At 62.1% G+C, this 20,732-nt stretch carries 17 protein-coding genes; 16 read left to right on the top strand and 1 reads right to left on the bottom strand.

Annotated features, from left to right (window positions below; translation table 11 throughout):
- Positions 1-287 precede the first annotated feature (287 nt).
- From ACNQP3_RS04760 to ACNQP3_RS04705, 12 genes are all read left to right on the top strand, one after another.
- Positions 288-1,913 carry an ABC transporter substrate-binding protein gene (locus tag ACNQP3_RS04760; RefSeq protein ID WP_264316849.1) on the top strand — a complete coding sequence of 542 codons (1,626 nt, stop codon included), beginning with the start codon at positions 288-290 and terminating at the stop codon, positions 1,911-1,913.
- A 147-nt stretch (positions 1,914-2,060) separates the two neighbouring features.
- Positions 2,061-3,653, top strand: a complete 1,593-nt coding sequence (locus ACNQP3_RS04755; protein ID WP_069942224.1) for an ABC transporter substrate-binding protein — start codon at positions 2,061-2,063, stop codon at positions 3,651-3,653.
- Positions 3,654-3,882: 229 nt separating this feature from the next.
- A complete protein-coding gene (locus ACNQP3_RS04750; RefSeq protein ID WP_012270628.1) occupies positions 3,883-5,262 on the top strand; it encodes an OprD family porin in 1,380 nt (459 codons plus the stop codon).
- A gap of 78 nt (positions 5,263-5,340) precedes the next feature.
- Complete coding sequence (locus ACNQP3_RS04745; protein WP_264316848.1) at positions 5,341-6,951, top strand: ABC transporter substrate-binding protein; 1,611 nt, start codon at positions 5,341-5,343, stop codon at positions 6,949-6,951.
- 91 nt (positions 6,952-7,042) lie between these two features.
- The gene (locus ACNQP3_RS04740; protein ID WP_060515691.1) at positions 7,043-8,053 is read left to right on the top strand and encodes an ABC transporter permease subunit; all 1,011 of its coding nucleotides are present in this window, start codon (positions 7,043-7,045) and stop codon (positions 8,051-8,053) included.
- A gap of 10 nt (positions 8,054-8,063) precedes the next feature.
- Positions 8,064-8,990: an ABC transporter permease subunit gene (locus tag ACNQP3_RS04735; RefSeq protein ID WP_012270625.1), complete on the top strand. Its 927-nt coding sequence runs from the start codon at positions 8,064-8,066 to the stop codon at positions 8,988-8,990.
- A 10-nt stretch (positions 8,991-9,000) separates the two neighbouring features.
- Complete coding sequence (locus ACNQP3_RS04730; RefSeq protein WP_012270624.1) at positions 9,001-9,969, top strand: ABC transporter ATP-binding protein; 969 nt, start codon at positions 9,001-9,003, stop codon at positions 9,967-9,969.
- Entirely contained in the window at positions 9,969-10,937 is a 969-nt protein-coding gene (locus tag ACNQP3_RS04725) for a peptide ABC transporter ATP-binding protein (RefSeq protein WP_012270623.1), read from the top strand. Before ACNQP3_RS04730 ends, ACNQP3_RS04725 begins: the two co-directional genes overlap by 1 nt.
- 271 nt (positions 10,938-11,208) lie before the next feature.
- Entirely contained in the window at positions 11,209-12,033 is an 825-nt protein-coding gene (locus ACNQP3_RS04720; protein ID WP_012270622.1) for an AraC family transcriptional regulator, read from the top strand.
- A gap of 64 nt (positions 12,034-12,097) precedes the next feature.
- The gene (locus ACNQP3_RS04715; RefSeq protein WP_041166638.1) at positions 12,098-13,504 is read left to right on the top strand and encodes an NAD(P)/FAD-dependent oxidoreductase; all 1,407 of its coding nucleotides are present in this window, start codon (positions 12,098-12,100) and stop codon (positions 13,502-13,504) included.
- A gap of 33 nt (positions 13,505-13,537) precedes the next feature.
- Positions 13,538-13,879 (top strand): cupin domain-containing protein, encoded by a 342-nt coding sequence (locus ACNQP3_RS04710; RefSeq protein WP_012270620.1) that lies wholly within the window; start codon positions 13,538-13,540, stop codon positions 13,877-13,879.
- Between the two features lie 52 nt (positions 13,880-13,931).
- Entirely contained in the window at positions 13,932-15,011 is a 1,080-nt protein-coding gene (locus tag ACNQP3_RS04705) for a polyamine ABC transporter substrate-binding protein (protein ID WP_012270619.1), read from the top strand.
- Positions 15,012-15,044: 33 nt separating this feature from the next.
- Here ACNQP3_RS04705 and ACNQP3_RS04700 read toward each other — a convergent pair whose 3' ends face one another.
- Positions 15,045-16,628, bottom strand: a complete 1,584-nt coding sequence (locus ACNQP3_RS04700; protein ID WP_012270618.1) for a peptide chain release factor 3 — start codon at positions 16,626-16,628, stop codon at positions 15,045-15,047.
- Between the two features lie 559 nt (positions 16,629-17,187).
- Between ACNQP3_RS04700 and ACNQP3_RS04695 the strand changes: the two genes are divergently transcribed.
- From ACNQP3_RS04695 to ACNQP3_RS04680, 4 genes are read left to right on the top strand one after another with little or no spacing between them, the layout of a single operon-like run.
- Positions 17,188-17,901 (top strand): ABC transporter permease, encoded by a 714-nt coding sequence (locus ACNQP3_RS04695; RefSeq protein ID WP_012270617.1) that lies wholly within the window; start codon positions 17,188-17,190, stop codon positions 17,899-17,901.
- Between the two features lie 14 nt (positions 17,902-17,915).
- Positions 17,916-18,830: a glycine betaine ABC transporter substrate-binding protein gene (locus tag ACNQP3_RS04690; protein ID WP_264316847.1), complete on the top strand. Its 915-nt coding sequence runs from the start codon at positions 17,916-17,918 to the stop codon at positions 18,828-18,830.
- The gene (locus tag ACNQP3_RS04685) at positions 18,827-19,480 is read left to right on the top strand and encodes an ABC transporter permease (protein WP_012270615.1); all 654 of its coding nucleotides are present in this window, start codon (positions 18,827-18,829) and stop codon (positions 19,478-19,480) included. The genes ACNQP3_RS04690 and ACNQP3_RS04685 overlap by 4 nt, the downstream gene beginning before the upstream one ends.
- A complete protein-coding gene (locus ACNQP3_RS04680; RefSeq protein ID WP_264316846.1) occupies positions 19,477-20,634 on the top strand; it encodes a betaine/proline/choline family ABC transporter ATP-binding protein in 1,158 nt (385 codons plus the stop codon). The genes ACNQP3_RS04685 and ACNQP3_RS04680 overlap by 4 nt, the downstream gene beginning before the upstream one ends.
- The last annotated feature ends 98 nt before the right edge of the window (positions 20,635-20,732 follow it).

Raw genomic sequence — 20,732 nt, 5'->3', positions numbered from 1 at the left:
CCAGGTATCGCGTCAAATTCAGATTTTCAGAAGCTTCCTACGCACCATTAAGGTGCCTCCTACATATACTCCCGCCTCGAAACATCCTGCAAAATGCCATCATTTTGCCCGCGCAAACGTTTAACTTCGCCGAAAGTTATACCGATGCGACATCCATGTACGGCCGTACCACTTTTCCGGCGCCAACTATCCTTCTTCCTGTTGCATTGGGAACACCCCCTGCATAAGTATCCGCAGGTCGGCTCACGAGGCCACCTCATCCAAAAAATGACAACAATGAGGCCACCATGCTCAAACACGCAGTCATTCCGTTCCTGCTTGGCGCAGGCTTGCTCACCGGTGCACCGTCGGCCTTGGCCGCGTCCAACCTGGTGTTCTGCTCCGAGGGCAGCCCGGCCGGTTTCGACCCGGGGCAGTACACCACCGGGACCGACTTCGACGCCTCGGCCGAGACCGTGTTCAACCGCCTGACCCAGTTCGAACGTGGTGGCACGGCCGTCATCCCGGGCCTGGCGACCAAATGGGAAGTGTCCGACGACGGCAAGACCTACACCTTCCACCTGCGCGAAGGGGTCAAGTTCCATACCACCGACTACTTCAAGCCCAGCCGCCCGTTCAACGCCGACGACGTGTTGTTCACCTTCAACCGCATGCTCGACAAGGAGCAACCGTTCCGCAAGGCCTACCCCACCGAGTTCCCGTACTTCACCGACATGGGCATGGACAAGAATATCGCCAAAGTGGAGAAGCTCGACGAGCACACGGTGAAGTTCACACTCAACGAAGTCGACGCCGCGTTCATCCAGAACCTGGCCATGAGCTTCGCCTCGATTCAGTCCGCCGAATACGCCGACCAGCTGCTCAAGGACGGCAAGGCCGCCGACATCAACCAGAAGCCTATCGGCACTGGCCCGTTCGTGTTCAGCAAGTACCAGAAGGACGCGCAGATCCGCTTCAAGGGCAACAAGGACTACTGGCAACCCGATGACGTGAAGATCGACAACCTGATCTTTGCCATCACCACCGATGCCTCGGTGCGCATGCAGAAGCTGAAAAAGAACGAGTGCCAGGTCACTTTGTTCCCCCGCCCGGCCGACATCGAGCCACTAAAGCAAGACCCCAAGCTAAAAATGCCTGACCAGGCCGGTTTCAACCTTGGCTACATCGCCTACAACGTGATGGACAAGATCAAGGGCAGCAACGACGCCAACCCCATGGCCCAGTTGAAAGTGCGCCAGGCGCTGGACATGGCCGTGGACAAGAAAAAGATCATCGAGTCGGTCTACCAAGGTGCCGGTCAGCTGGCAGTCAATGCCATGCCACCCACGCAATGGTCCTATGACACCAGCATCAAGGACGCCCCGTTCGACCCCGAAAAAGCCAAGCAACTGCTCAAGGAAGCTGGCATCAAGGAAGGCACCGAAATCACCCTGTGGGCCATGCCGGTGCAACGCCCGTACAACCCCAATGCCAAGCTGATGGCCGAAATGCTCCAGTCCGACTGGGCCAAGATCGGTATCAAGGCGAAGATCGTCAGCTACGAATGGGGCGAGTACATCAAACGCTCCAAAGGCGGCGAACAGGGCGCCATGCTGATTGGCTGGAGCGGTGACAACGGTGACCCGGACAACTGGCTGGGCACCCTCTACGGCTGCGATGCCGTGGATGGCAACAACTTCTCCAAGTGGTGCTACAAGCCCTACGACGACCTGATCAAGCAGGCCAAGGCCACTTCCGACCAGGCCAAGCGCACCGAGCTGTACCAGAAGGCGCAGCACATCCTCAAGGAGCAGGTACCGATCACACCGATCGCTCACTCCACCGTCTACCAGCCCATGAGCGCCAAAGTGAAGGATTACAAGATCAGCCCATTCGGACTGAACTCCTTCTACGGCGTCAGCGTGGACAAGTAGGCTGACCCGGGCACCCGCTGAGCGGCGGGTGCCCTTCCATCCTTGCCACCCTTTCATGTCGTCCTGCTGCTATCCGCCGCGGGAGCGGCGAACTGTTGCCGTCATTCGTACAACGAGGCGGCGCAAACAGACGAAAAAGGACTTGCCATGCGTCACGCTACCCGCCTTTCGACCCTATTGGCCCTGGGCCTGATCAGCCAGTCCCCGGCCCTGCTGGCCAACAACCTGGTGTTCTGCTCCGAGGGCAGCCCAGCCGGCTTCGACACCGCTCAGTACACCAGCGCCACCGACAACGACGCCGCCGAACCCATCTACAACCGGCTGGTCGAGTTCGAACGGGGTGGCACCGCCGTGCAGCCTGCCCTGGCAACTCGCTGGGAAGTGTCCGACGACGGCCTGCGCTACACCTTCCACCTGCGTGAAGGGGTGAAATTCCACAGCAACAAGGCCTTCAACCCAAGCCGCGAGCTCAACGCCGACGATGTGTTGTTCACCTTCAACCGCATGCTCGACAAGGGTCATCGGTTCCGCCAGGCCTACCCTACCGAGTTCCCCTATTTCATCAGCATGGGCCTGGACAAGAATATCGCTCGCATCGAGAAGGCCGGCCCGCTGACCGTGGTGTTCACCTTGAACACGGTCGATGCTGCGTTCATCCAGAACCTGGCCATGAGCTTCGCCTCCATCCTCTCCGCCGAGTACGCCGACCAGTTGCTGGCCAGCGGGCGCCCCAGCGACATCAACCAGCAGCCGATCGGTACCGGGCCGTTCGTGTTCCAGCGATACCAGAAGGATTCGCAGATCCGCTACAAGGGCAACAAGGACTATTGGGCACCGAATGAGGTGAAGATCGACAACCTGGTGTTCTCGATCAACGTCGACCCCTCGGTGCGCATCCAGAAGCTGCGCCGCAATGAGTGCCAGGTCACCCTGCACCCGCGCCCGGCCGACCTGCCGGCGCTCAAGGCCGACAGCACGTTGCAGGTGTTGCAGCAACCAGGCTTCAACCTCGGCTACATCGCCTACAACACCCAGCACCCACCATTCGACCGCCTGGAAGTGCGCCAGGCAATGGACATGGCGGTGAACAAGCAAGCCATCATCCAGGCGGTGTATCAGGACTCCGGCCAACTGGCGGTGAACGCCATGCCACCCACCCAGTGGTCCTATGACGAAAGCCTCAAGGACGCCCCCTACAACCCGGAAAAGGCCAGACAGCTGCTGCAGCAGGCCGGTGTCAAACCTGGCACCGAGGTCACCCTGTGGGCCATGCCGGTGCAGCGCCCATACAACCCCAACGCCAAGCTGATGGCCGAAATGCTTCAGGCCGACTGGAACAAGCTCGGCTTCAAGGTACGCATCGTCAGCTATGAATGGGGCGAATACCTCAAGCGCATGAAAAGCGGTGAGCACGACATCGCCCTGATCGGCTGGACCGGTGACAACGGCGACCCGGACAACTGGCTGGGCACCCTCTACAGCTGCGATGCCATCGGCAGCAACAACTATTCGCTGTGGTGCGACCCGCAGTACGACAGCCTGGTCAAGCAGGCCAAGCAGGTGACCGACCGTACGCAGCGCACCGCCCTGTACCAGCAGGCCCAGCAGCGGCTCAAGCAGCAGGTACCGATTACCCCGGTGGCGCATTCCACGGTGAACCAACCGCTCAGCGTCAAGGTTTCCGAATTCAAGGTCAGCCCGTTTGGGCGCAATGACTTTTCCGGTGTGAGTGTTGACTGATCTTTAGCCCTCAAGGGCCACTTCGCGGGTGAACCCGCTCCCACAGAGATCTTCACAAACCAGGCGTCTGCGCAGATCCCTGGGGGAGCGGTTTACCCGCGAAAAGGCCAGCACAGGCAGCACGCCCCCCCAACTCAGCCCGGCGATCCCGTGGCAACCCAGGCAACACCGCAACACCCACCCGGCCCACAAGGCCGGCAATAACTAGAAAACAATGGGAGCTTCAACCTTGAGAATATTCACCCTGACCGCACTGGCGTTATCCATCAGTGCCTTATCCACCGTGGCCCAGGCCGACCCGCAAAGCCAGGCCTACATCCCGCTCACCCTCAAAGGCAGCAGCGAGCAGGCGCAGGCCAGCGGCTTCATCGACGGCCAGAGCCTGTCTGGCAGCACCCGCAACTGGTACGCCCGCGAACGCGCCGCACGCGCCCCGCTGTGGAAGTACTACAAAAGCGACGGCACCCGCCACCCCACCCACAGCCGGGAAAACTGGGTACAAGGCAGCATCCTCAACTACAGCTCCGGCTTCACCCAAGGCACCGTGGGCATCGCCGTCGAGGCCGCTGGCTACAACGCCATCGCCCTGCAACAGAGCCGCGAAGCTGTCGCCGGCCCCAACAACCGCACCCTGACCCACAGCGATGGCGACCCCATTGGCCAGTGGAGCAAACTGGGCCTGGGCAACATCAAGGCACGGGTGTCCAACACTACCCTTACCCTCGGCCGCCAGTCGGTTGACACCCCGATGATCGCCTACATCGGCAACCGTGCCCTGCCGTCGAGCTTCCAGGGCGCGTTCCTGCACAGCGCCGAGTTCGATAACCTCAGCTTCGACCTGGGCACCTTCGACCGCGTCTCGCCACGTACCGAGCAGAGCCTCAGCAAGTTCCGCAGCGAATACAGCGCCACTGGCGTGGAAACCGACCGCGCCAGCACCGCCGGCATCAACTACCAGCCGTTCAAGAGCCTGAGCACCAGCCTGTACGCCACCAAGGTCGACGATTTCTGGAACCAGTACTACTTCGGCGCCAACCACGTGCTCGGCGACAGCGCAGTGCTCAGCCTGAGCACCGGCCTGAACTACTACAAGACCGTCGACGCCGGCAGTCAGAAAATGGGCAAGATCGACAACGACACCTACAGCCTGTCGTTCGACCTGACCCACCAGGCCCACACCCTCGGTGCCTCCTGGCAGCAGGTCAACGGTAACGAGTACTTCGACTACCTGCACGAAACCAACGGCATCTACCTGGCCAACTCACTGCTGTCGGACTTCAACGGCCCCAACGAAAAATCGCTGAAGATCTCCTACGTACTGAACATGGCGCCCTACGGCGTACCAGGCCTGAAGTTCAACCTGTACAACGCCCGCGGCTGGGGCATCGACGGCACTCACTATCGCGGTACAGCCTACGACGTGAATGGCCTGGATGGCGAAACCCACTACGAGTGGGGGATCGGCACCAGTTACGCGGTGCAGAGCGGGCCGCTGAAAGACACCAGCATCCGCGCCACCTACACCACCCACCGCGCCAGCAAGGCCCAGGGTGATGGCAGCCTGGATGAGTTCCGCGTGGTGACCACCATCCCATTCAACATTCTCTGACCGCCGGCGCCACGGCCCACTTCGCAGCGGGCCGTGGCGACTACGCTGGAATCAATGCAAGCAGGGAGCCTTCAACCCATGCAGAGAGCTTTCATGAAATCGCTACCGCTACGCCTGGCCCTGGCCGCCCTGGTGCTGGGCAGCACCACGCAACTGGCCGCCAAACCACTGGTGGTGTGTACCGAGGCCAGCCCGGAAGGGTTCGACGTTGTTCAGTACACCACGGCGGTCACTTTCGACGCATCGTCCGAAACCGTGTTCAACCGCCTGGTCGATTTCAAGCCCGGCACCACCGACATCCAGCCGGCACTGGCCGAACGCTGGGACATTTCGCCAGACGGCCTGACCTACACCTTCCACCTGCGTCACGGGGTGAAGTTCCACACCACCGACTACTTCAAGCCAACTCGCGAATTCAATGCCGACGATGTGCTGTGGAGCCTGAATCGCCAGCTTGACCCGAATCACCCATGGCATGACAAGACCAGCGTGGGCTATCCCTACTTTGAAAGCATGGCCTTCAAGGAACTGCTCAAGTCGGTGAGCAAGAGCGACGACAACACCGTGGTGATCACCCTCACCCGCCCGGAAGCCCCGTTCCTGCATGACATGGCAATGGGCTTCACCTCGATCTATTCCGCCGAGTACGGCGACAAGTTGCTCGAAGCTGGCAAAACGGCCGAGCTGAACAGCAAGCCGATCGGCACTGGGCCGTTCATCTTCCAGCGCTACAACAAGGATGCACAGGTCCGTTTCAAACCGAATCCCGAATACTTCCGCGGCAAACCACCCGCCGATGCCCTGGTCTTCGCCATCGCTACCGATAGCAACGTACGACTGCAAAAGCTACGCGCCAACGAATGCCAGGTCGCGCTCTACCCCAAACCGGATGATGTGCCGTCGATCAAGGCTGACCCCAAGCTCAAGGTGGCCGAGATCGAAGCGCTGGTCACCGGTTACATCGCCATGAATACCGAGCACCCATACCTGAGCGATGTGCGCGTGCGCAAAGCCATCAACATGGCCTTCGATCGCCAGACCCACGTCGATCAGCTGTTTGGCAAGGGCAACGCGCTGGTGGGCGTCAATCCATACCCGCCGACCATGATCGGTTACAACACCAGTAACAAGAACCCGCCGCGCGACCTCGACAAAGCACGCGCCCTGCTCAAGGAAGCTGGCGTTCCGGAAGGCACGGTGATCACGCTGTTCACCCGCAACGGTGGCGGCATGACCAACCCTAATCCGCGCCTGTCCGCCGAGATGTTACAGGCCGACCTGAAACAGATCGGGCTGAAGCTGGATGTCCGCGTGATGGAGTGGGCGGAAATGCTGCGCCGCGCCAAGAAGGGCGAAGCGGACCTGGTGTCCACCGGCTGGGCAGGCGACAACGGTGACCCGGATAACTTCCTTACCCCGCTGCTCAGCTGTGACGCGGCCAAAACCGGCGAGAACTACGCCCGCTGGTGCAACTCGAAATTCCAGGAACTGATTACCCGCGCCCGCGAGGTGATCGACAACGACGAACGTGCAAGGCTCTATAGCGAGGCATTGAAGGTGTACGATGACGACCAACCCTGGATCAGCATGGCCCATCCGAAGATGTTCACCGCCATGCGTGACAACGTTGAGGGCTACGTGATCAGCCCTCTGACCAACAACAACTTCGCCACCACCAAGGTGAAGTAGAACAACAACGACCGCCGGCAACCCACACGGGCACCGGCGGCACTGCCGTACCGGGCTGATCGCCCCACGGCCTGATGAGGTAACCCCGACAATGTTGAGTTTTATTGCCCGGCGCCTTGGCCTGCTGATACCGACCTTTTTCGGCATCACCTTGCTGACCTTCGCGCTCATACGCCTGATCCCCGGCGACCCGGTGGAAGTGATGATGGGCGAGCGCAGGGTCGACCCCGAAATGCATGCCCAGGCCATGGAGCGCCTGGGCCTGAACAAGCCACTGCCGGTCCAGTACCTGGACTACATCGGCAAGCTGGCCCAAGGTGACCTCGGCGAATCGCTGCGCACCCGCGAAAGTGTGTGGAACGAGTTTCTCACCCTGTTCCCAGCCACCCTGGAGCTGGCCTTCGCCGCTTTGCTATTCGCCGGCATTGTCGGCCTGCTGGCCGGGGTGATCGCCGCACTCAAGCGCGGTTCGCTGTTCGACCACGGTGTAATGGGCATTTCACTGGCCGGCTATTCGATGCCAATTTTCTGGTGGGGCCTTATCCTGATCATGTTCTTCTCGGTGAGCCTGGGCTGGACGCCGGTGTCCGGGCGCATCGACCTGCTCTACGACATCGAGCCGAAGACTGGCTTCATGCTGATCGATACCTTGCTCAGCGACGAAGAAGGTGCGTTCAAGGACGCGGTGATGCACCTGATTCTGCCGGCCATCGTGCTCGGCACCATCCCGCTGGCGGTGATCGCCCGCATGACCCGCTCGTCGATGCTCGAAGTGCTGCGCGAAGACTACATCCGTACCGCACGCGCCAAAGGCCTTTCGCCAGCCCGCGTGGTGTTCGTGCACGGCCTGCGCAACGCCCTGATCCCGGTGCTGACCGTATTCGGCCTGCAGGTCGGCACGCTGCTGGCCGGTGCGGTACTGACCGAAACCATCTTTTCCTGGCCGGGCATCGGCAAGTGGCTGATCGAAGCCATCGGTGCCCGTGACTACCCCGTGGTCCAGAACGGCATCCTGTTGATCGCCTGCCTGGTGATTCTGGTCAACTTCGTCGTAGACATCCTCTACGGCCTGGCCAACCCACGCATCCGTCATCAGCGCTGAGGCCCTTGCCATGACTAGCCCGATTGCAAAATCCGTGTCGCCGGCCAGCCCGGTGGACCAGAGCCTGCTCTACCCCTCGCCGTACAAAGAATTCTGGCAAGCCTTCGCGCGCAACAAGGGCGCGGTGATGGGCCTGGCCTTCATGTGCCTGGTGGTGTTCTGCGCCCTGTTCGCGCCGTGGGTCGCCCCGCATGACCCGAGCGAGCAGTACCGCGATTTCCTGCTGACCCCGCCGGTGTGGCTGGAAGGCGGCACCTGGCAGTTCATCCTCGGCACCGACGAACTTGGCCGCGACCTGCTTTCGCGGCTGATTCAGGGTGCACGGTTGTCGCTGCTGATCGGCCTGTCGTCGGTCGTGATGTCGCTGATCCCTGGCATTTTCCTCGGCCTGCTGGCCGGTTTCTTCCCGCAACTGCTCGGCCCATCGATCATGCGCCTGATGGATGTGATGCTGGCGTTGCCGTCGCTGCTGCTGGCGGTGGCCATCGTCGCTATCCTCGGCCCTGGCCTGATCAATACGGTGATCGCCATCGCCATCGTGTCCCTGCCCTCCTACGTGCGCCTGACCCGCGCCGCCGTGATGGGCGAGCTGAACCGCGACTACGTCACCGCCGCACGCCTGGCCGGTGCCAGCCTGCCACGGCTGATGTTCGTCACCGTGCTGCCCAACTGCATGGCGCCACTGATCGTGCAGGCCACCCTCAGTTTTTCCTCGGCCATCCTCGACGCCGCCGCGCTGGGCTTTCTTGGCCTCGGCGTACAACCGCCAACCCCCGAGTGGGGCACCATGCTGGCTTCGGCCCGAGACTACATCGAGCGTGCCTGGTGGGTGGTCAGCCTGCCCGGCCTGACCATTCTGCTCAGTGTGCTGGCAATCAACCTGATGGGCGACGGGCTGCGCGATGCGCTGGACCCTAAACTCAAGAACGCCGCCTGAGGAGAACGCCATGTCACTGTTGCAGATCAACAACCTCAACGTGCGCTTCGGCGACGCCAATGCGGTACCGGTCGTCGACGGCCTGGACCTGGCGGTGGAGGCCGGCGAAATCCTGGCCATCGTCGGCGAGTCCGGCTCGGGCAAATCGGTCACCATGATGGCCTTGATGGGCCTGATCGAAGCCCCTGGGCGTATTACCGCCGACGCCCTCACCTTCGATGGCACGGACATGCTCAAGCTCAGCGGCCGGCAACGACGCAAAGTGGTTGGCAAGGATATCGCCATGGTCTTCCAGGACCCGATGACCGCACTCAACCCCAGCTATACCGTGGGTTTCCAGATCGAAGAAGTGCTGCGCCAGCACCTGGGCCTGAAGGGCAAGGCCGCGCGCCAGCGTGCCCTCGAACTGTTGAAAAAAGTCGAGATCCCGGCTGCAGAAAGTCGCCTGGATGCTTACCCGCACCAACTGTCCGGCGGCATGAGCCAGCGTGTGGCGATAGCCATGGCGATTGCCGGCGAGCCCAAGCTGTTGATCGCCGACGAACCGACCACCGCGCTGGACGTGACCATCCAGGCGCAGATCATGGAGCTGCTGGTCAACCTGCAGAAAGAGCGCAACATGGCGCTCATCCTGATCACCCACGACCTTGCCGTGGTCGCCGAAACCGCCAGGCGGGTGTGCGTGATGTACGCCGGCCAAGCCGTGGAAGTGGGCCAGGTGCCGGAGCTGTTCGACGTGCCCGCCCACCCGTACAGCGAAGCCTTGCTGGCAGCAATCCCCGAGCACAGCATCGGCGCCGAACGCCTGGCCACCCTGCCTGGCATTGTCCCTGGGCGCTACGACCGCCCTGTCGGCTGCCTGCTGTCGCCGCGTTGCCCGTACGTGCAGGACACATGCCGGCGCCAGCGCCCGCCTCTCGACCCACAGGCCCATAGCCTGGTGCGTTGCTTCTACCCGCTGAACCAGGAGGTGGCGTAATGGCCGTCGTTCTATCCGCCCGGGAGCTTACCCGGCATTACGAAGTCTCCCGCGGGCTGTTCAAGGGCCACGCGCTGGTCCGTGCGCTGAATGGCGTGTCGTTCGAACTGGAGGCGGGCAAGACTCTGGCCGTGGTCGGCGAGTCCGGCTGTGGCAAGTCGACCCTGGCACGCGCCCTGACCTTGATCGAAGAGCCATCGTCCGGCTCACTGCAAATTGATGGCACCGAAGTGAAAGGCGCCAGCAAGGCTGAGCGCAAGCAACTGCGCCGCGATGTGCAGATGGTGTTCCAGAGCCCCTACGCCTCGCTCAACCCACGGCAAAAGATTGGTGACCAGCTGGCCGAGCCACTGTTGATCAACACCTCGCTGAGCAAAGCCGAGCGCCGCGACAAGGTGCAGAAGATGATGGAACAGGTTGGCCTGCGCCCCGAGCACTACCAGCGTTACCCGCACATGTTCTCTGGCGGCCAGCGCCAGCGTATCGCCCTGGCGCGGGCGATGATGCTGCAACCCAAGGTGCTGGTAGCGGACGAACCGACCTCGGCGCTGGACGTGTCGATCCAGGCGCAGGTGCTGAACCTGTTCATGGACTTGCAAAAAGAGTTCAACACCGCCTACGTGTTCATCTCGCATAACCTGGCGGTGGTACGGCATGTGGCAGACCAGGTACTGGTGATGTACCTGGGGCGGCCGGCGGAAATGGGGCCTAAAGAGGATATCTACGAGAAGCCGCTGCATCCCTATACCCAGGCGCTGCTGTCGGCGACACCGGCCATTCATCCCGACCCGCTGAAGCCGAAGATCCGCATTGTCGGGGAGCTGCCCAACCCGCTGAACCCGCCGGATGGGTGTGCATTTCACAAACGTTGCCCGTATGCGACGGAACGGTGTGCCAAAGAGGTGCCGGCGTTGCGGCAGGTGAGTACGCGGCAGGTGGCTTGTCACTATGCCGAGCAGTTCCTTTAGCCTTTAGATAGCTGGGGCCGCTTTGCGGCCCCAGGTTCTCAATGCATGAAGAACCAGATCAGAATGATCACCGGAATCGGCACCCCAATCATCCAAAGCAGTATCGAGCGCATGGCCTTTCTCCTTGTTCGATGGTGACAAGAAAGGTGCAGCCCTCATGCCAGCTGTATCAAAAAATTACATCCATATGAATCAACGGTTTACTCCAAAGGCCGCTTGAGCGAACCGTGCAATATGCAGGATCCACACCCTTGCACCTGGGTGTTCTGCAATGCACTATCTCCCAATGACCGCCACCGCCCTTCCTGACGGCCCCGAGCAAACCCCGCTCACCGCCGACACCGTGCTGCGCTACCACCTGTGCTGGAAGCACCGCGACCTCGACGGCGTCATCGCGCTGTACCACCCCGACATCCAGTACCACGACTTCTTCCAGAACCGCGTGCTCGGCTACCAGGCGCTGCGCGACTACGTACGCGCCTGCCTGCCCCACGAAGCCGGCGAAGACATCGTCCACAGCGACCGCATCCGCGTCGATGGCTGCACCGCGTTCATCCAGTACCAGGTCACAGTCCAGGGCGGCGACGGCCTGGTGGCGTTCCAGTCCAGCGAAGCCATCACCGTCAAAGACGGGCTGATCTGGCGGGTCAACGAATACGCCACGCTTGTTCGCCAGAACGGCAGCGGCCACGCCGGCAGCGGCCCACGCCCGGCCACCAGCCGCCTGGGCCTGTCACCCCGGCAGTTGTCGACCATGGCCCAGGACCTGGAGCACTACTTCCAGCGCCAGCGCCCCTACCTGGACCCGGAGCTGGACCTGCAGCAAGTGGCCGACGCCAGTGGCTATAGCCGCAACCAAATCTCCTACCTGCTGAACCAAGTGCTGGGGCAAAGCTTCTACCGCTACGTCAACCAGGCCCGCCTGCAGCACCTGATGGCCAGCCTCGACGACGACCGCGTCGAGGCGACGATCGACGAGCTGGCGTTCAGCGCCGGCTTCAACTCGCTGTCAGCGTTCTACAAGTGCTTCCGTGAACACACCGGGCTCACGCCCAAGGCCTACCTGAAGCAAATTTCCCTGCGTGCACGCACGTAAGACAGCCGCCTACCGACATCACTAGGATCGCCCACAGACCTCGATGGACGTGGAGCCGAACCCGATGCAACCCCTGCGCACACTAAGCCTGTGGATGGACCAGCTTGACGAGCCATTGTGCGCCCGCCCGGCCCTGCGCGAAGAGCTGACAGCGGATGTGTGCATCATTGGCGCCGGCTATACCGGTTTGTGGACCGCCTACTACCTCAAGCGCCAGGCGCCACAGCTGAACATCGCCGTGATAGACGCCAACATCGCCGGTTTTGGCGCCTCGGGGCGCAACGGTGGTTGGCTGATGGGTAACCTGCTGGGCGAAGACCGCCTGCTCGCCACCCTGTCGCCGCAACAGCGCCGTGCCAGCATCGACCTGCTGCACGGTATTCCCGATGAAGTGCACAGCGTGCTGCTACGCGAAGGCATCGATTGCGACTACCGCAAAGGTGGCGTGCTGTACTGCGCTGCGCGCTACCCGGAACAGGAGCGCAGCCTGCGCGCATACCTCGACGACTTGTATCGCCAGGGCATGACCGAGGACGACTACCGCTGGCTACGCCCCGAGCAACTGGACGCGCAGCTGCGGGTCAGTAATGCGTTTGGCGCCATCTACAGCCCGCACACCGCGACTATCCAGCCGGCCAAACTGGTGCGCGGCCTGGCTCGGGCAGTGGAGGCGCTGGGTGTACCGATCTACGAAAACACCCCGGCCATCGACTGGCAGCCGGGTGAGGTGCGTACGCCACTGGCACGGATTCGCTGCCAGTGGATGGTGCCCGCCGTGGAAGGCTACGCTGCCAGCCTGCCGCCGTTGGGCAAACATCAGCTGCCGGTACAGAGCCTGCTGGTGGCCACCGAGCCGCTGCCGGAGGCCACCTGGGCACAGATCGGCCTGAGCCAGGGGCAAGCGTTCAGCGAAAGCAGCCGCCAGGTCACCTACGGCCAGCGCACCGCCGACAACCGCCTGGTGTTCGGCGCCCGCGGAGGTTACCGCTTCGGTGGACGCCTGCGGGAAAACTTCAACCTCCACGAGCACGAAGTCGAGCTGCGTCGCTACTTGTTCGGCGAGCTGTTCCCACAGCTCAGGCACGTGCGCATCACTCACTCCTGGGGCGGCAATCTGGGCATGGCGCGGCGCTTCCGCCCGCACATGCTTTGCGACCGCCAACGCGGTATCGCCCTGGCTGGCGGTTACGGCGGCGAAGGCGTGGGCGCCACCAACCTGGGCGGGCGCACCCTGGCCGCGCTGATCCTCAACCAGCACAACGAACTGACCGCACAGCCCTGGGTACTCGACAACCGCCCGCTTTCCAGCCTGGCCAGCTGGCCGCCCGAGCCCTGCCGTTGGTTGGGCTACAACGCAATCATCCAAAGTTTCGTCCACGAGGACCGGACCCTCGCCAACCCCGCCAGCGCGCCGTGGAGGCGGCGCCTGGCCAGCTCGCTTGCGGACTTCATGGAAGGCTTCATGCACTGACTTCCCTTATCACCTGCACAGGATCCACCGGTCATGAGCATCACCCAGTTCAAGAACACCGCCAGCGCCGTGCTGGACAGTTCCAACCCCGTCGCGGTACCGCTCGGCGAGCCCATTGCAGTGGCCTCGGTCACCTGCGTGGAGCGCAGCGATGGCGTCGAAACCGGCATCTGGGAATGCACCCCCGGGCGCTGGCGGCGGCAGATCGTGCAGCAGGAGTTCTGCCATTTCATCAAGGGCCGCTGCACCTTCACCCCCGACGGTGGCGAGACCCTCTACATAGAAGCCGGAGACGCACTGATGCTACCGGCCAACAGCACCGGCATCTGGGACATCCAGGAGACCGTGCGCAAGACCTACGTACTAATTTTCTGATCCGCTGATCGCCTGCCTTCGATAACAACAGACAAAGCAAGGTAAACCCGACATGCGCACGCTCCTTCTCGCACCCCTGATGCTGGCCGCCAGCGTGGCCAGCGCCGCTGAAACGGTGAAGATCTACAACTGGTCCAGCTACGTCGCTCCCGATACGCTGAAAAACTTCCAGCTCGCCAGCGGCATCGTGCCGACGTACGACGTGTACGACAGCAACGAAACCCTCGACGGCAAGCTGATGACCGGCAACTCCGGCTACGACGTGGTGTTCCCTTCCAACCACTTCATGGCCCGGCAAATCCAGGGCAAGGCGCTGAAGCGCCTGGACAAGTCGCAGTTGCCCAACTGGAAAAACCTCAACCCGGTACTGCTCAAGGCGCTGGAAGTGAACGACCCGGGCAACCAATACGGCTTCCCGTACCTGTGGGGCAGCACCGGCATCGGCTACAACATCGACAAGGTCAAGGCTGTGCTCGGCGACAACGCGCCACTGGACTCGTGGGACCTGATCTTCAAGCCCGAATACATGAGCAAGCTGAAAAGCTGCGGCGTCGCCGTGTTGGACAACGGCCCCGAACTGCTGCCCATCGCCCTGCACTACCTGGGCCTGCCGCACCACAGCCAGAACCCGGCCGACTACGACAAGGCCAAGGCACTGTTGATGCAGGTGCGGCCATACATCAGCTACTTCCACTCATCGAAGTACACCGGCGACCTGGCCAACGGCGATATCTGCGTGGTGGTGGGTTTCTCAGGGGATGTGCTGCAGGCGAAAAACCGGGCTGAAGAGGCGAAGAACGGGGTGAAGGTGGGTTACTCGATACCCAAGGAAGGCGCGCCGATGTGGTTCGACATGGTGGCCATGCCGGCCGATGCACCGGATGAGAAGGCCGGGTATGCCTACATGAACTACCTGCTGCAGCCGGAAGTGATGGCCAACATCAGCAACCATGTGCAATACGCCAACGGCAACCTCAAGGCGGACGGGCTGGTGGACCCGGCGATGAAGGGTAATACGATGATTTACCCGAGCGACGAGGTGATGGGCAAGCTGTATGCGCTGGAGGCGATGCCGGCGAAGATCGACCGCATCAGGACGCGGATCTGGACCAGCATCAAAGCCGGAAATTGAAATGGGGCCGCTTCGCGGCCCCAACTCCAATACTCAATGATGCTCGCGGGTAGCGCGGAACTTGATGTCCGGCCAGCGCTCTTCCATCAGCGCCAGGTTGACCCGGGTCGGCGCCAGGTAGGTCAGGTGCCCGCCACCGTCGATGGCCAGGTTTTCCATGGCCTTGGTCTGGAATTCCTCGAGCTTCTTCTTGTCATCGCAGCTGATCCAGCGCGCCGACCATACGGTGATCGGCTCGTAGGCGCACTCGACCTTGTATTCTTCCTTCAGGCGGCTGGCGACCACGTCGAACTGCAGCACACCCACCGCACCGAGGATGATGTCGTTGCTGCGCTCCGGGAAGAACACCTGGGTCGCACCCTCTTCGGCCAACTGCTGCAGGCCCTGACGCAGTTGCTTGGATTTCAGCGGGTCCTTCAGGCGAACGCGGCGGAACAGCTCCGGAGCGAAGTGCGGGATACCGGTGAAGCCCAGCGCCTCGCCTTCGGTGAAGGTGTCGCCGATCTGGATGGTGCCGTGGTTGTGCAGGCCGATGATGTCACCGGCAAAGGCCTCTTCCAACTGCTCGCGCTCGGAGGAGAAGAAGGTCAGCGCATCGCCGATACGCAGGTCCTTGTTCAGGCGAACGTGGCGCATTTTCATGCCCTTCTCGTACTTGCCCGAGCAGATACGCATGAAGGCGATACGGTCGCGGTGTTTCGGGTCCATGTTTGCCTGGATCTTGAACACGAAACCGGTGAACTTCTCTTCCACAGGCTCCACGGTACGCTCGTGGGCAACACGGCCCAGCGGGCGCGGCGCCCAGTCGACTACCGCGTCGAGCACGTGGTCGACACCGAAGTTGCCCAATGCGGTACCGAAGAACACCGGGGTGAGCTGGCCGTTGATGAACTCGTCCTGGTTGAACTCGTGGCAGGCGCCCTGCACCAGCTCCAGTTGCTCGACGAACGAGTCGTACTGGTCGCCCAGGTGGGCGCGGGCTTCGTCCGAGTCCAGGTTCTGGATGATCTTGGCTTCGGTGCGCTCGTGGCCGTGGCCTGGGGTGTACACCACGATGTAGTCACCGGTCAGGTGATACACGCCCTTGAAATCGCGGTAGCAACCGATCGGCCAGGTAATTGGCGCGGCCTTGATCTTCAGAACGGCTTCGATCTCGTCGAGCAGCTCGATCGGGTCGCGAATGTCTCGGTCGAGTTTGTTGATGAAGCTGACGATTGGTGTGTCGCGCAGGCGGCACACGTCCATCAGGGCGATGGTACGCGGCTCTACACCTTTACCGCCGTCGAGCACCATCAGCGCCGAGTCCACCGCGGTCAGGGTGCGGTAGGTGTCTTCCGAGAAGTCTTCGTGGCCGGGGGTGTCGAGCAGGTTGATCATGTGCTCGCGGTACGGGAACTGCATCACCGAGGTGGTGATGGAGATGCCGCGCTGCTTCTCCATTTCCATCCAGTCGGAGGTGGCGTGGCGGTCGGACTTGCGCGACTTCACGGTACCGGCGACGGCAATGGCCTTGCCCATCAGCAACAGCTTCTCGGTGATGGTGGTCTTACCAGCGTCGGGGTGGGAAATAATTGCGAAAGTGCGGCGCTTCGCGACTTCGGCGGCCTGGTTGGTCATGGGAAATCGCCTGACTGGGGGATTCAAAAAGGGGCGATATCATACCTGAAGTTGGGCCCAGACCAAAACTTGCTGAACCAGTGACACCTGTCCCGGCCCTTTCGCGGGCACGCCCGCTCCCACAGGTTCTGCAAAAGGCTTGAGGACAATAGAGAGCCCTGTGGGAGCGGGCGTGCCCGCGAAGGGGCCGGGACAGGCACAACAAATTCAACAGGCAATCGCTTTATCACGACAGATGGCCGCAGCGCAGTTATTTCAACGCCTACAGTGCATTAAGCCGCTGTTTTTTCTCGCCAAAAAACCCACCACCCAGTGATTAACGCTGGCCAAATGCCGCCTCAGATGGGAACCTTTACGCCCACGGAGACGTCCACTCCCCTGCAACCCGCTTCGGTTGGGGACTGGTTTCATCAGCATTTTCGGGCCCGACGGGGTTCGGCTCATGGCCTGATCGCAGCCTTCGGCGTGCGTCACGCTGCTACTCGCGAACACACCAATCGCCGCCAGGACTGGCCGGCAAAAAAGAAGTGTGCTCGCCGACAACACAAGGAGTCCGCCTGTGGCTAAACGCTACGGTAAAGGGCTGTTGGGATGCGCCACCGTGCTCGTCATCCTGGCCCTGCTGATCCACTGGATCGGCATCGACACGATCGCGCGTTATCGCGACGATCTTGGGTTCTACCTGCAAGCGCACCTGATACTGGTGCTGGCTTCGATGGCGGCGGCGTTGGCCGTGGGCATCCCCGCCGGCATTGCGTTGAGTCGACCGCACCGGGTCGACAAAGCCGAGCGCTTCATGCAGTTTTTCAACGTTGGCAACACCATCCCCCCCTTGGCCGTTCTGGCCATCGCCCTGAGTATTCTGGGCATCGGCGCCGGGCCTGCGATCTTCGCACTGTTCCTCGCCTCCCTCCTGCCTATCGTGCGCAACACCTACGAGGGCCTGAAAAACGTCCCCGCCTCGCTCAAGGAAGCCGCCACCGGCATCGGCATGACCCCGCGCCAGCAACTGTGGCAGGTGGAACTGCCCAACGCGGTGCCGATCATCGTCGGTGGTGTACGCGTGGCCCTGGCGCTGAACGTGGGTACCGCACCGCTGGCGTTCCTGATTGGCGCCAACAGCCTGGGCAGCCTGATCTTCCCCGGCATCGCCCTGAACAACCAGCCGCAGCTGCTGCTGGGTGCCGCGTGCACCGCACTGCTGGCGTTGGTGCTGGATGCCGCGGTGAGTTTCTCCAGCAAGCGCTGGCTGGAACGTGGCCTGGCCCAATAAGGATAGGGAACGTTATGAAGAAGAGAATCGCCTTGCTGCTGGGCGCGGCCCTGCTGTTCGCAGGATTTGCCCAGGCGGCGGAAAAACCGCTGATCCGCATCGGCGCGCGGGTGTTCACCGAACAGACCGTGCTTGCCGAAATCACCGCGCAATACCTGCGCGCCAACGGCTTCGACGTACGCGTCACCACCGGCCTTGGCAGCAACATCGCGCGCCAGGCCCAGGAAACCGGCCAGCTCGACCTGATGTGGGAATACACCGGCGTGTCGCTGGTGTCGTACAACCACATCGATGAGCGCATGCCCAGTGCCGAAGCCACCTTCGCCAGGGTGAAGGCGCTGGATGCGAAAAAGGACCTGATCTGGCTGACCCCGTCGAAGTTCAGCAACACCTACGCGCTGGGCCTGCCCAAGCAAGTGGCTGACGCCTACCCGCAGGTCAACACCATCAGCGACCTCAACCAGGTGCTGCGCGACGAAAGCCAGCGTACCCACCTGGTGGCGCTGGACACCGAGTTCGCCAACCGCCCCGACGGCCTGGTCGGCCTGCGCGAGATGTACGGCCTGCCGCTGGACCGGCGCAATATCCGCCAGATGGACGGGGGCCTGGTGTACACCGCCATGCGCAACAACCAGGTGTTCGCCGGCCTGGTGTACACCACCGACGGCCGCCTTAACGCCTTCGACCTCAAGCTGCTGGAAGACGACAAGCACTACTTCCCTGACTACACCGCAGCACCCGTTGTGCGCAAAGCCGTGCTCGACGCCAACCCGCAGCTGGTCGCCCTGCTCAAGCCGCTGGCCGAGCAGTTGGACGACGAAACCATGCGCCAGCTCAACGCCAAGGTCGATGTCGAGCACCAGAACCCCACCGCCGTGGCCACCACTTTCCTGCGTGAGCACCCACTGAACAGCGAGGGCCAGCCATGAACCTGATCGATACCTTCAGCCACCTGGACTGGGCACAGGTGCTGCAACTGACCTGGCAGCACATCACCCTGGTGGGCATTGCCGTAAGCCTGGCAATCCTCGTGGGGGTTCCGCTGGGCATCCTGATGACCCGCTTCCCAACCCTCGCAGGCCCGCTGCAAGCCAGCGCCACGGTGCTGTTGACCATCCCTTCTATCGCCCTGTTCGGCTTGCTGTTGCCGTTCTACTCCAAGTTCGGCCAGGGCCTGGGGCCGTTGCCGGCGATTACTGCGGTGTTCCTGTATTCGCTGCTGCCAATCCTGCGCAACACCTACCTGGCCCTGACCAATGTCGAGCCCGGAATCCGTGAAGCCGCACGCGGCATCGGCATGACTTTCGGCCAGCGCCTGCGCATGGTCGAGCTGCCCATCGCCGTACCAGTGATTCTCGCCGGTGTGCGCACCGCCGTGGTGATGAACATTGGCGTCATGACCATTGCCGCCACCATCGGCGCCGGTGGCCTGGGCGTGCTCATCCTCACCTCCATCAGCCGCAGCGACATGTCGATGCTGCTGGTCGGCGCCGTGCTGGTCAGCCTGCTGGCCATCATCGCCGACCTGCTGCTGCAAACCCTGCAACGTGCCCTGACTCCAGAAGGACTGCGCTCATGATCGAACTGAAGAACCTCAGCAAAACCTTCAACGTCAACGGCAAGGACGTCAAAGCCGTCGACTCGGTAAGCCTTACGGTCAACGAAGGGGAAATCTGCGTGTTCCTCGGCCCTTCGGGCTGCGGCAAGAGCACCACGCTGAAAATGATCAACCGCCTGATCACACCGACCTCCGGCCAAGTGTTCATCAATGGCGAAGACACCACCGGGCTGGACGAAGTGACCTTGCGCCGGCACATCGGTTACGTGATCCAGCAGATCGGTTTGTTCCCCAACATGACCATCGAAGAGAACATCACCGTAGTGCCGCGCCTGCTTGGCTGGGACAAGCAAAAGTGCCATGAACGCGCCCGCGAGCTGATGCACATGATCAAGCTCGAACCTAAACAGTACCTGCAGCGCTACCCACGCGAACTTTCCGGTGGCCAGCAGCAGCGCATTGGCGTGATCCGCGCGCTGGCTGCCGAAGCACCGGTACTGTTGATGGACGAGCCGTTCGGCGCGGTCGACCCGATCAACCGCGAAATGATCCAGAACGAGTTCTTCGAAATGCAGCGGGCGCTGAACAAGACGGTGATCATGGTCAGCCACGACATCGACGAAGCGATCAAGCTGAGCGACAAGATTGCCATCTTCCGTGCCGGCAAGCTGTTGCAGCTGGACCACCCGGACACCCTGCTGGCCCACCCGGCCGATGAGTTCGTCAGCAACTTCGTTGGCCAGGACAGCACCCTCAAGCGCCTGCTGCTGGTGCGTGCCGAGGATGCCGCAGACAACGCGCCGTCGGTAAGCCCGGAAACGCCTGTAAACGATGCACTGGAACTGCTTGATGAACACGACCGCCGCTATGTGGTGGTGACCGATGCGCAGAACAAGGCGCTGGGCTATGTGCGCCGGCGCGACATGCACCGCCAGCAAGGCACCTGTGGCGACTTCCTACGGCCGTTCAATGCCACGGCATCGCACGATGAACATTTGCGCATCCTGCTGTCGCGCATGTACGAGTTCAACCGGGCGTGGTTGCCAGTGCTGGATGCCGAACAGGTGTTTTTGGGCGAGGTGACGCAGGAGTCGATTGCGGCCTACCTGAGTTCAGGAAGGTCGCGCGGGGCGAAGACTTCGATCGTGTCGCCGGCTGAAGCAGTGATTTCCTGAACCGGCCTCTTCGCGGGCAAGCCCGCTCCCACAGGGCTCGCGCTTACCCTAGGCTTTGCGCAATCCTGTGGGAGCGGGCTTGCCCGCGAATCAGGCGA

The sequence above is a fragment of the Pseudomonas sp. LFS074 genome, from assembly GCF_047978165.1.
In the GTDB taxonomy this organism is placed as follows: domain Bacteria; phylum Pseudomonadota; class Gammaproteobacteria; order Pseudomonadales; family Pseudomonadaceae; genus Aquipseudomonas; species Aquipseudomonas putida_P.
Note: the sequence above shows the minus strand (reverse complement) of the source record. Positions and strands in the feature narration are given on the sequence as shown.